Source organism: Faecalicatena orotica, assembly GCF_905197545.1.
Classification (GTDB): domain Bacteria; phylum Bacillota; class Clostridia; order Lachnospirales; family Lachnospiraceae; genus Faecalicatena_A; species Faecalicatena_A orotica.
In genome coordinates this window covers 1-12,677 of record NZ_CAJJZH010000024.1, presented here as the reverse complement: position 1 = coordinate 12,677, position 12,677 = coordinate 1, and the positions used below count along the sequence as shown (strand labels likewise).

Sequence of the window (12,677 nt, the reverse complement as noted above, 5' to 3'; positions counted from 1 at the left end):
AAATCTTCTCACCCTGACCAAAAAAAAATTTTTTCTTGTTTCTGCTCATTTTTTTTATTCCTCATAAATTTATTAATATTCCCTTTTTCGGCTCCCCGGGGGCCCCCCCCCTCTTACGCGGGGTCGCACCCCCTTGCCCTCCGTTTTCAGAATTGTCTGTATTTATTGTCCGTAGTATGCGTTCGCCCCGTGTTTTCTATAATAGTGTTTATCCTGAAGTTCCTGTGGAGCCGGCTTCACATCCGGATTGATCATTTCGGTGCGGGCCGCCATTTTAGCCACTTCTTCCAATACAACCGCATTATGCACCGCCTCATGTGCATCCCTGCCCCATGTAAACGGACCGTGATTCTTGCACAGTACGGCGGGAACGGCGATATAATCTTTGTCCTTAAAGTAATCTACTATTAGAACTCCCGTGTTTTTTTCGTATGCTTCGTCAATTTCTTCTTTTGTCAGATTCCTTACACACGGAACCTCTCCGTACATATAATCCGCCTGTGTAGTCCCGTAGCAGGGGATTCCTCTTCCGGCCTGGGCCCAGCTTGTCGCCCATGCGGAGTGTGTATGTACGATTCCCCCGATCTCGGGAAATGCTTTGTAAAGCTCGATATGGGTCTCGGTATCGGATGACGGGTTGTACTTTCCTTCCACCTTGTTCCCGTCAAGGTCCATGACTACCATATCGTCAGGGGTTAGCCTGTCATATTCGACGCCGCTCGGCTTGATTACGAAAAGTTTGGATTCCGCATCCAGCCCGCTGACATTGCCCCACGTGAATGTTACCAGTCCGTATTTCGGGAGTAGCATGTTCGCCTCGTATACTTCCTGTTTTAATTTTTCCAGCATCTTTGTCTCCTCCTGCTATTTCATGTTAAGAACTGCGGAACGTTCAATGTCAAGCCCGTTTTTATATCTTTCAATAAAGGTCTCAAATCCTTCCACGTCTTTTGCATCCGGCTCCATCTTTGTACCTTCGTTGCCGCCAAATACTTTTTCGGACAGGTAGTGGTCCAGTGTCTCCTTATCCTCTTTCCACACACTATAAGCTGCCAAAAGGGCAATCCCCCATGCTCCGCCTTCCCCGGCCGTCTCCATGACGGAAACAGGTGCGTTCATCGCAGCCGCCATGATTCTCTGTCCGACGCCTTTTGTCTTAAACAGGCCGCCATGACCTAATATCTTGTCAATCTTGATATACTCTTCCTTTGTCAGAATATCCATTCCCACTTTCAGGGCACCAAGCGCTGCAAACAGGTGCACTCTCATGAAGTTTGCAAGGTTAAATCTGCTGTCAGGCATACGGACAAACAATGGGCGACCCTCATCTAATTCAATGATATTCTCTCCCGAATAATATCCGTAGGATAACAAACCGCCGCATTCCGGGTCTCCTTCCAGTGCCTTGTTGTAGAGAACTGAGAATAACTGGTTCATGTCAACTTCCATGCCGAATGCTTCTGCAAATTCTTTGAATAACCCGACCCACGCATTCAGGTCTGAAGTACAGTTGTTCGCATGTGACATCGCAACCAGATCGCCTGACGGCGTGGTAACCATATCAATCTCTGTGTATACTTTAGAAAGCTCTTTTTCTAATACGATCATTGCAAATACGGATGTTCCAGCGGATACATTTCCTGTGCGGACCGCCACACTGTTCGTAGCTGCCATGCCTGTTCCCGCATCCCCCTCCGGCGGGCATACTGGTATCCCTGCCTCTAGGTCCCCGTCCGGGTCGAGAAGTTTCACGCCTTCCTCTGTGAGGCATCCTGCATCTTCCCCTGCCACAAGAACTTCTGGTAGCAGTTCTTTCACTTTCCACGGATATCCTTTCTCAGATACAAGGGTGTCAAATTTCTCCAGCATGTCTGCCTGGAAGTCCTTTTTCTGTGTATCAATCGGGAACATTCCGGAGGCGTCGCCGACACCCAAAACCTTCTTCCCTGTCAGGCGCCAGTGAACATATCCAGACAGTGTTGTGATAAAATCAAGATCTTTCACGTGCTCTTCCCCGTTTAAAACCGCCTGATACAGATGTGCAATGCTCCAGCGCTGCGGAATGTTATACTGGAAGAGTTCTGTCAGCTTCGCTGCCGCCTCACCTGTAATCGTGTTTCTCCATGTTCTGAACGGGACAAGCTGTTTTCCGTCTTTATCAAATGCGAGATAACCATGCATCATGGCACTGAATCCCATTGATTTCGTACGTTTTAATGTAACACCATACTTCTCCTTAACGTCTTCCTTCATCTTCCTGTAGCAGTCCTGAAGACCTTCCCATACATCCTCCATTGTGTAGGTCCAGACACCATTGTCATAGCGGTTCTCCCAGTCATGACTCCCGGATGCGATCGGTGTAAAGTCCGTACCGATCAGAACAGCCTTGATCCTTGTTGATCCAAACTCAATACCGAGCGTTGTGCTGCCCTCCAGAATTTCATTTTTCACATTGTTTAAATCACTCATATGCTTTCCTCCTGCTTAAATTATTTAAATTTGTTATTTGCTTCCTATTATTCACTGCGGGCTGCCGTACCCAGTTCTTCAGGTTCTGCGAGAATACGGACTGACTTACGGATTACCAGTTCCGGCTTTAGTTCCACACTCTCTTCCCCGCACGATCCCTGCAGCATTTCCAGCATCCTGGCTGCTGCAATCCCCGCCAGTTCCTTCACCGGGTTCCGGGCCGAGGTCAGCGGGATCTCACATCTTCCCGCCAGATCGGAATTATCGATTCCTACGATAGAAAGATCCTCCGGAATTCGAACCCCCGCCTCTTTACAGATGCCTACCAGCTGGCTGGCCACTTCATCGTTGTAACAGACACAGGCCGTACAATTCGAAATCCTTCTTAAATATCTTGCGGCATCTTCCTTCATTTCTTTCAGTTCACATGTATCGAACCATGCAATCCGTGTGCCTTTCACTTTAATCTCCTGCTCCATCAGCGCGTCCATATAACCGGCATAGCGCTTATGCCCTGGCCGTCGTCTGATTTGAAAATGCCGGCTATCTTCCGGTGACCGCACTGCAGCAGGTGTTCCGTCACCATCTTCCCCGCCAGATAATCATCCAGACTCACATGTACCGCATCCAGCTCCGGATAAGAACTATTCAAAAACAGCACCGGAATATTCTTCCGCTCCAGTTCCCGGTAAATCTCCAGATTTGGATTCGGCAGGCCGCTTTTCGTCGGCTCTGCGATAATCCCGTCGACTGTTCCTTCTTTCAGGAAACCTTTCAGTATCATGCGTTCTTTCTCAACCGTGTTATGGGTAAACGCGATCTGCAGTGCATATCCTGCCCGGGAAAGCCGTCCCTCCATCTCTTTAAGCATACTCGGGAAAATGTACTCATCCACGTAGGTTGTCATGATTGCGATCCGCATCGTCCTGCCGGACCTGTCCGTTTTTTCTCCCCCGCTGATGTAAGTCCCACTTCCACGCTTCCGTCTCACAACCCCCCGTTGTTCCAGTACGGATACCGCATGCCGGGCTGTCTGACGGCTCACGCCAAACATGGCAACCAGTTCATTTTCAGAATAGATCTTCTCCCCGGGCTGCAAGGTCCCTGCCCTTACCTCTTCCATGATACAGTCGGCGATCTCTTCATATTTTGCTTTTTCTTCCGCCATAAAAACTGCTCCTTGCGTCTTTTGAATGGTATTTCATCCAAACTTCTTTACTACTACTGTACTATACAGCTCTGCCAAATTCAAGACGGATTGTTCGACAAATGTACATACAACTTTTTGCTCATTTTTTGTAATTCGTGAACAAAATGTCGCAAGTTGTATATGTACAACTTTGTTTCTATCCCACAAACACAAAGAGAACCTTTCCTGCAGAGATAACATAAAATCTGCTAAAAAGGCTCTCTTCCCGGGCATTTCTCTCTCATTTGATTGACAAAGTGTTTGCCCCATGTATATTATATTAGTGAAATAAGATGCTGGATATAGATTCTGTGCTTCCGCCAAAAAGACAATTTCTATTATTCTGGTATCTTATTTTTCATTTGCACTGACACCTTCTTTACCCCATTCTGCCTCCTGTTCTTCCCATTCTTTATATGCAAACAGATCATTCACAAATCTCTCAGGCAGTGGTTTACTGAATTTACTGCATATCGCATATGACCCAAACGAAATGATGATTGACGGCCAAAACGGATGGCCAAATGGATTATACTTTGAAAATACTGTAAACAACAATATCGGAACCGCCAGCCCTGAGGCTATCGACACAAGACTTGCCGTCTTTGTTCCCTTTTTCCACCAAATTCCGAAAACGAGGGAAGGCATAAATGCGGCCCCCACAACAGTCAGCTGCATAACCGAAATCATTACGACCATAGGCAGGTCCATCAGAGACAGCACCGCCGTAACCGCCGTAATTGCCAGTGTTGCAATTGATGTCAGCTTCTGGACTTTTTTATCTTCCATCTCAATACGCAGACCCTTCTGCATCAGATCTCTTACCAGTGCCGTACTAGATGTCAGCAGTAAAGAATCCGCTGTAGACATGGAGGCCCCGAAAACCCCTACCAGATATAAAATACTCAATATCTTAGGAGCAAATGTGGTCATTAGTGCCGGCATTGTAAAATCAGCATTCTGCGCAATTACCGCGCCGGACATCAGTCCCTTCTCAACAGCAGCCCTTGTTGCCACACCACTGAATGCCATACCCGGTGTCTGGACTGCCAATACAAGTGTAATCAGCAGAAGACCGTATTTCCACACTTTCTTATCCCGGATGCTGAAAAACTTAACTGTCAGCTGAGGTGACCCAATGCTGCCCAGTGTATAAAATGCCATATACGAAAACATAAGCGGCCCCATCAGTCCCGGAATTTCATTGAAGGCTGGACTCACATTCGTTGCAAGCGTGACATTAATCTCATTCCATCCTCCCAACGCCACCAGACAGAAGATCGGAACACTGACCGCGACAATGGTCATAATGATTCCCTGGATCAGATCCGTCCACACGACCGCCAGATATCCGCCGACTGATGTGTAAATTCCGATAGTAACCGCCATGATCAGTACACTGACCCCATAGGATAGCCCAAAATATATCTGAAGTATATATGCCACTGCCGCATATTGAGCCACGAGGTAAATCCCGCTGAAAATCAGAATTGCAATCGTAGACAAAATTCTTACCCCGTAACTTTTATATCTCGCTTCCAGATAATCGGGGATCGTTAAGGAATGCAGCTTTGTTGACTGGATTCTCAGTCTTCTTGCCATGAGCAGCCATCCGATAAAACCGGCAAATATAGCACTTAGAATCCCGCTGGCGATCATTGGCATTCCCATCTTATAGGCATTTCCCGGGAAGCCTACATATGTCACGGCACTGTTCCATGTAGAGACATATGCAAAAGCAATTACCCATACACCGATCTTCCTTCCCCCAATATAGAAGTCCTCCAGCGATTTGGTTGCCTTAAAAGCCTTAAATCCTATGAACAACATAATAAATGTGTACGCGATGAGTGCAAGTGCATAAATGATTTTATAATCCATACCGCACCTCCCGCTCAATCCATAAACTTAATGGAAATCACCGCCGCCGCTATAATTGATACAAACAGCAGCCACCAGAATGCTACAGTAATCCAAGTCCCTGTTGTAAATGGGTATATGGAACCTAAAAACGGAATATTATTCATATAGACCCTCCTCTACTGAGATTTGTAAGCTGTTCCTTTTACCATACAGCCATATCCCGGTCTTCCAGTTACTTCTCCTTCCTCAAACACTACTTTACCGCGCACGATCGTATGCGTCGGCACACCTTTTACACGGACGCCGTCAAATGCCGTCCATCCTGATTTTGATAATTCCTCCTTATCTGTCAGGACCTTTTCCCTGGACATGTCTACCACTGTGAAGTCTGCGTCACTTCCTATTGCGATAGCTCCCTTCTTCGGATACTGCCCGAAAATCCTTGCCGGGCTTTCCGTCGTCAGATATACCAGTCTCTCTAATGTAAGATTTCCCTTATTCACCTCGTTTAACATCAGCGGAAGGAATTCCTGCACCCCGATCACGCCAAGCGGGGCATTGAAGTTATTCGTCAGCCCGTCCGTAATCTCTTTCAGTGTATGGGGGGCATGTTCGAGTACAAGCGTATCTGCATCTTTGTTCAGATAATCATATGCACGGTCCAGATTGTGTGCAAACAAATATGTACGGGTTTTTATCTTCTCCACCATATCCCTGTCAATCAAAAATGAACATGCTTCCAGCTCTGAATATACCGTCTGCCCCTTACTTTTTGCAAACTGGATATAATCATATGCCATCTCAGGCATGACACCTACATGGAGTACATACAGCCTTACGCCTGCAACCTTCGCCAGATATAACGAACTTGCCAGTCCCGATACCATTCCGTGCCCATACATATACCCTCTGTCATATGCCTCGATATAGTCCTCTGCCGAAACCCTGCCTTTCTGGATGTAGTCCCTCTGCACCAGAGTTCTTGTCCAGTCAGAGTCATCATGGTGCACTGCACACACAAGCCCCGTTTTTGCCACCTCCTCATAAATTTCATATAAAATACCGTGGTCCGTCACCGCCAGCGTTGGAATGTAAGGGTATGCATCCATCGGATGACGGGTGTTAAACACCTTGATCCCGATCGCGCCCAGTTCTGCCAGATTCTGTATCTGGTCAGGATACAGGCCGGCCCCGTACAGGCCGAAATCAATGTAACTTTTCGCCTCTGCATTTGCCTGCTTTTCCTTAAACAATTCCGCGGTGGCCGGGGCAGGGGTATTGTTAGTCATATCGATCGCCATCGTAATCCCGCCTGCGGCAGCCGCCCTGCTGCCCGTCTCAAAATCTTCCTTATGGGTCTGCCCGGGGTCCCTGAAATGGCAGTGCGTGTGCCATATACCGGGAAGAAGTGTTTTCCCCGTTAGATCCAGTGTCCTGTCCGCCGCCATATCGGCATCACCGGGCAGTATTGCCGCAATTTTTCCGTCTCTCACCCCCACATTCCCTCTGTACCGTTCATGCGGTGTTACGACCTCCGCATTTTTCAGATACAAATCAAACTTTTGAATCTCGTTCTCCATGCTGCTTCCTCCTTTTTTATTTTTCTATTTTCCATACCCCAGAGCCTGGGATATTTCCATAGCACAAGAACGGGTCGCCTGTATAAACTGTTCCATATTCTCCTCCGTAAAACGATACAGAGGCCCTATTGTTGATACGCCCCCCGCCACCTTTCCTCCAATACTAAATATAGGGCAGGATACACCGGCTGTCTGCGGGTCGAGTTCTTCGAGGCTGACCGCATATCCTTTTTTCCTGATCTCTTTCATCTGCTCCTTCATCTCTTCGAAAGAAACCTGCAGATCTTTTTCTTCTGCCTTGTAAACTTCAGACAGCCTTTCTTCCGTGAGATATGCCGCAAGGATCTTTGTACTGGATCCTCTCAGCAGCGGCACACGGTTTCCTATATCCGCCGTAATTTTTACCGGATTCTTACTATTTATTCTTGCGATGCAGATACCGGAATTTCCCTGAATTGTATTTATAATCACAGTCTCCCCGGTAATATCGGCCAGTTTCTGCATATAAGGCTGGCTCACCGCATGTATATCCACCCCTGCCATACACACCTGCGCATAATGAAGCATTACATTTCCCAGACGAAGCTTCCCACTGACCGGACTACGCTGCAGGATTCCGCGCTCCTCCAGATTTACAATAATCCGGTAAATATTCGTCTTGTCCAGATTCAATAAGTGCTGGAGCTCCGTCAACGTCAGTTCGGGCCTTTCCAGCGTAAAACACTCTAAAATATCCAAAGCTTTCTGTAATGATTTAATTGTGTATTTTGATGCACCTTCATTTTTCATATCGCCCTCCATTGGTTGTATATTGTAAAACCTATATTTTATATTTTGAACTTTTGTATAATTATAGCAGATATTGTTTAAATGTGCAATAATTTACTTCGTTTTTATTACATATCAGTTTTCTTTTCACCCCTTTTGTCTTACCTGCATTTTCGTTTAGATGCAAAAAATGACAGATCATCCCTCAAAAAGATGATCCGCCATTTTGGTTTTTTCAGTGAAACGCCTCTTAATACTCTCCGACCAGCGTCGTCTTCAGCAGATTTGTATTCCCGGACTTTCCAAGCGGTACCCCGGCAGTCAGCACAACAACTTCGCCGTTTTCTACATAACCTTTCTTCTCCGCCGCCTCCGTGGCATGCAAAAACAAAATCTCCATACTATATTCTTCCCGGATCCTGACCGGCAGGACCCCCCATGACAGATTCAGCTGCCTGTAAGTATGTTCATCCGGTGTACAGCCCACGATCATACAGCCCGGACGGTATTTTGAAATCATGCGCGCGGTATGTCCTGATTTGCTTACTGTGATGATTGCCTTTGCTTTCAGGTCAATCGCAGTCATGCACGTGGCATGGGATATTGCAGTCGTCATATCAGACCTGCTCTCCTTGCTGCGGATGCTGAACAACTGGTTGTAATCAATATCGCTTTCGGTGCGGACCGCTATCTTCACCATCGTGCGCAGCGCCTCCACTGGATATTTTCCAGCTGCCGTTTCTCCGGAAAGCATGATGGCACTTGTACCCTGATAAATGGCATTCGCCACGTCCGTCGTCTCTGCCCTTGTTGGCCGGGGATTCTTCATCATGGAATCCAGCATCTGCGTCGCTGTTATCACCTGTTTCCCGGAATTGTAGACCTTTCCTATGATGGATTTCTGAATGACCGGTACATCCTCCAGCGGGACCTCCACACCCATATCCCCTCTGGCAATCATGATTCCGTCAGCCGCCCCGATGATGCTTTCTATGTTGTCAACGCCCTGCTGGTTCTCTATTTTTGCAATAATATTAATGGAATCCCCGCCATTCTCTTTAAGAATCTTCCGTATCTGCCGTATATCCTCTGCACTGCGGGTAAAGGATGCAGCGATAAAATCAAACCCCTCCTGAATGCCAAACAAGATATCTTCCCTGTCCTTCTGGCTGATAAACGGCATATTCACCTCCACCCCCGGGAGATTCACCCCTTTATGGTCAGACACCATTCCCCCGTTGATTACCCGGCAGTGCACCTCTTCTCCTTCTATTTTTTCTACGCACAGGCCTACCAGGCCGTCATCTATCAAAATACTGTCGCCGGGTTTCACATCCCGGTACAGCCCGGAATAAGTGACGGAAACAATATGGTCCGTCCCTTCTGTTTCTTTTGATGTTAAAATGAACTCCTGCCCCTCGGTCAGTTCTTCCTTCCCATTCCGAAACGTACACAGACGTATTTCCGGCCCCTTAGTGTCCAAAAGCGCGGCAATCGGCCTGTCTAGGCGTTCCCTGATTTCCTTGAGCTTGTCAAGGCGCACCTTCTGTTCCTGATGTGTTCCGTGTGAGAAGTTGAATCTGGCTACATCCATACCGTCTTCCGCCAGCTGTTCCAGCACACCCTCACCATCTGTCGCTGGTCCCAGTGTACAAATAATTTTTGTTCTGCGCATCACAATTCCTCCTTTCGCCTTCTCGCCTTATGCGAGGAGGATTCCCTCAAACTTACTTACGTTTTCTGACTTTCCTATGACTACGAGTACATCACCCTTATTAAAAACGTACTCCGGCTCAACCTCTGTTTCCGTTTTCCCCGCATGCTCAACCGCTATGATATTCAATCCATATCTCTGGCGGAAACGAAGCTCCTGCAGGCTTTTCCCGATCATCCTGACTGGTACCATCACTTCCGAAATCTCTACATTATTATTCAGGGAAATGGAGTCCATCACACTGCTGACGAGCATTTTCTTCGCAAGCCTTAACGCCATATCCTTTTCCGGATAAACAACTTCTGCCCCGATCTTCTCCAACACCTCCCCCTGGTCCTTGCTGATTGCCTTGGCAATCACCCTCTTTACACCCAGATTCACCACGTTCAGCGTTACAAGAATACTTGTGTCGATCTTCTCTCCGATACAGACAATCACCGTATCACAATTCTGGATCCCGATTTCTTCCAGAACTTCTTTCGTCAATTCATCCGCAACATAAGCAAAATCCGTATAGTTACGAAGTTCCTTTACTTTATTCTCATTGCGGTCTACTACAATCACCTCACGGCCCGCCTCCGCCAGTTTTTCTGCAAGTGCTGTGCCAAACCTTCCTAAACCTATAATACCATAACTTTCTGATAATTCCTCTTTCAACATGATCTCCATCTCCTAACCAATTGTTATATTTTCCTCCGTATACACCGCATTAGCCGGCTGCTTAAAGCTCCACATCGTAATAATCGTGAGAGTCCCGAGCCGCCCGATGAACATTGTCAGAATTATGACCAGTTTCCCGGCGGTGCCTAAATCCGGTGTAATCCCCGTCGAAAGCCCTACAGTTCCAAATGCAGATGTGCATTCAAAAAGAAGCTGCAGGAATGAATATTCCGGCTCCAGCACACACATCACGAGTGTGGAAATACTGACAACCATGAGTGATAAAAAAGTAATCATAAATGCTTTAAATACCACTTTATCAGGAATCTTCCTCCTAAATGCAGTACAGTGCTGGTTCGTTGCTGTACTTTTCACACTATTGAGCAGCACAAACAGTGTACTCGTTTTGATACCTCCTCCTGTAGACCCGGGCGAAGCTCCGATAAACATCAGGATCGTCAGGATAAAAAGCCCGGCCGAAGTAAAATTTCCGATTGGGTATGTGGAGAACCCGGCTGTTCTGGCCGAAACACTCTGGAAAAAGGCGCCCAGCCATGTAATATTTTCCGTACATTTCAGAAGTACCGTACCGGTTACAATCAGGGCAATGCTTGTCACGATTACGGCTTTCGAATGGAGGCACAGTTTCTTAAAACACCGGTTCCGGATAATGTCCAGAATAACCAGGAACCCAAGGCCCCCAAATATAATCAGGCCGCATGTTGTCAGATTCAAAAGTACATTATCCTGATACGGAATCAGGTTCTTAAGACCGCCCAGAATATCAAACCCGGAATTATTAAACGCCGCTACAGAATGAAACATGCTGATCCCCAGCGCATCCAACGGCGAATACTTCTGCACGAACACAAGATAGCTCAGAATAGTCCCTGCCGTTTCAAAACACAATGTCATGATGAGAACATACTTTACAAGGACGACCATCCCTTTAAACCCGTTCACATTCAGGGCCTCTTTTACCAGAAGCCGTTCTTTGAAACCAATCCGTTTCCCTGCCGCAAGAATAATGCCGACACCCACAGATGTCACACCCAGTCCGCCTATCTGTATCAGCACGGCAACAACCGTACGCCCGAACACCGTAAAATGCTCTGCCGTGTCTATGGCAATCAGGCCAGTTACGCAAACAGCACTTGTTGATGTAAACAGCGCATCAATCCAGCTCACCACGGCCCCGTCCCTGACAGACACTGGCAGTTTCAAAAGTATTGTTCCCGCAAGGATAACAAATGCAAACCCAAGCGTAATGAGTCTGGCCGGTGACTGATTTTTAAAAAAGTTTTTCCCACCCTGCAATATTACGTTCAAAATAATAACGCTCCCTTTCATATCTATATTATAAAATCAAATGGAAAGGGCCATCCTTTTCTTTCCATCCTGCCGGTGGATAAATCCGCAGTTAATCCGACGCAGGAACATATACACGTTTTTCGCAAAATGGCATAAAAGAAAAATTACGCATGGGATAACAGCTATTTTGAATAAAACAGCCAAAAAAGAGTCAATGTAGAGTCTTGCGTCCCAAAACGCAGAATCTTGTTTACGGAGCGCTGAAAAAACAGAGATCCCTGATCTCTGCTCTGAAATGAAATTATCTGAAGAATGGCCCGCAGCACACAGTACCTGTGCCTCCACTTCCTGTATTGCATCCGCACTGACTCCGGCATGCACACCAGCTTCGGAACAACCACCCTGTCGCATGCTGATTCCAGCCTCGATCAGCGTAACCGAATGATATAAACCATTCATAATAAAAACCGTGAAAAATAAAACTAAAACCAACCGGCCCACGCTATAAGCCGTCCTGCTTTCTGCCTTATTCTTCATTTGATTCACCTCTGCCCGGATACACATACTTCAGGTCCATACCTCTCGCTCTTAATAGTTATATGCATTATAGGGCGGAAGGTGACAGGCGTCAATTTTATATCCAAAATCTGAGCGAAACCTTAACACGGCTTTTTAGATAGGAATTTCCTGTATAAAAAAAGTACCACAGAAGGTTCATCCCTCTGCAGTACTATGTTTTTGCGCTTTATACAAAAGTGCCTGAATTATTTCAGGTTAACTTCTGCTCCCTGCTCTACAAGTTTAGCTTTCAGTTCTTCAGCTTCTGCCTTAGAAACGCCTTCCTTAATTACCTTAGGAGCTCCGTCTACTAAGTCTTTAGCTTCTTTTAATCCAAGTCCTGTTACTTCACGAACAACTTTGATAACTTTAACCTTAGAAGCACCTGCTGATACTAACTCTACGTCAAACTCATCTTTCTCTTCTGCTGCGCCTGCTCCGTCTCCAGCTGCTGCTGCAACTACAACACCTGCTGCTGCAGATACACCAAATTCTTCTTCACAAGCTTTTACTAATTCATTTAATTCTAATACTGATAACTCTTTGATCGCTTCGATCATTTCAG

13 protein-coding genes are annotated in these 12,677 nt (G+C 46.6%); all 13 read right to left on the bottom strand.

The window, feature by feature from the left end; all coding sequences use genetic code 11:
* Positions 1-162: 162 nt before the first annotated feature.
* The gene (locus ABIN22_RS23175) at positions 163-849 is read right to left on the bottom strand and encodes an L-ribulose-5-phosphate 4-epimerase (RefSeq protein ID WP_346911583.1); all 687 of its coding nucleotides are present in this window, start codon (positions 847-849) and stop codon (positions 163-165) included.
* 15 nt (positions 850-864) lie between these two features.
* Positions 865-2,469, bottom strand: coding sequence for a xylulokinase (locus ABIN22_RS23170; RefSeq protein ID WP_346911581.1), 1,605 nt, complete (start codon positions 2,467-2,469; stop codon positions 865-867).
* 47 nt (positions 2,470-2,516) lie between these two features.
* Entirely contained in the window at positions 2,517-2,960 is a 444-nt protein-coding gene (locus ABIN22_RS23165; protein ID WP_346911579.1) for a substrate-binding domain-containing protein, read from the bottom strand.
* Positions 2,948-3,637 (bottom strand): GntR family transcriptional regulator, encoded by a 690-nt coding sequence (locus ABIN22_RS23160; protein WP_346911577.1) that lies wholly within the window; start codon positions 3,635-3,637, stop codon positions 2,948-2,950. The genes ABIN22_RS23165 and ABIN22_RS23160 overlap by 13 nt, the downstream gene beginning before the upstream one ends.
* Positions 3,638-4,009: 372 nt before the next feature.
* On the bottom strand, positions 4,010-5,539 hold the full coding sequence (locus ABIN22_RS23155; protein ID WP_346911575.1) for a sodium:solute symporter family transporter: 1,530 nt from the start codon (positions 5,537-5,539) through the stop codon (positions 4,010-4,012).
* A gap of 14 nt (positions 5,540-5,553) precedes the next feature.
* Entirely contained in the window at positions 5,554-5,685 is a 132-nt protein-coding gene (locus tag ABIN22_RS23150; RefSeq protein WP_279220790.1) for a hypothetical protein, read from the bottom strand.
* A 12-nt stretch (positions 5,686-5,697) separates the two neighbouring features.
* Positions 5,698-7,101, bottom strand: a complete 1,404-nt coding sequence (locus ABIN22_RS23145; RefSeq protein WP_346911573.1) for a dihydroorotase — start codon at positions 7,099-7,101, stop codon at positions 5,698-5,700.
* A 24-nt stretch (positions 7,102-7,125) separates the two neighbouring features.
* Positions 7,126-7,890: an IclR family transcriptional regulator gene (locus ABIN22_RS23140; RefSeq protein WP_346911571.1), complete on the bottom strand. Its 765-nt coding sequence runs from the start codon at positions 7,888-7,890 to the stop codon at positions 7,126-7,128.
* 229 nt (positions 7,891-8,119) lie between these two features.
* Positions 8,120-9,544, bottom strand: coding sequence for a pyruvate kinase (gene pyk, locus ABIN22_RS23135; protein WP_346911569.1), 1,425 nt, complete (start codon positions 9,542-9,544; stop codon positions 8,120-8,122).
* 27 nt (positions 9,545-9,571) lie between these two features.
* Complete coding sequence (locus ABIN22_RS23130) at positions 9,572-10,240, bottom strand: potassium channel family protein (protein WP_416388175.1); 669 nt, start codon at positions 10,238-10,240, stop codon at positions 9,572-9,574.
* 15 nt (positions 10,241-10,255) lie between these two features.
* Entirely contained in the window at positions 10,256-11,593 is a 1,338-nt protein-coding gene (locus ABIN22_RS23125; RefSeq protein WP_346911567.1) for a TrkH family potassium uptake protein, read from the bottom strand.
* 15 nt (positions 11,594-11,608) lie between these two features.
* Positions 11,609-12,091 (bottom strand): hypothetical protein, encoded by a 483-nt coding sequence (locus tag ABIN22_RS23120; RefSeq protein ID WP_346911565.1) that lies wholly within the window; start codon positions 12,089-12,091, stop codon positions 11,609-11,611.
* A gap of 227 nt (positions 12,092-12,318) precedes the next feature.
* On the bottom strand, positions 12,319-12,677 hold a 359-nt coding region (gene rplL / locus ABIN22_RS23115; protein WP_346911563.1), incomplete at its 5' end, for a 50S ribosomal protein L7/L12.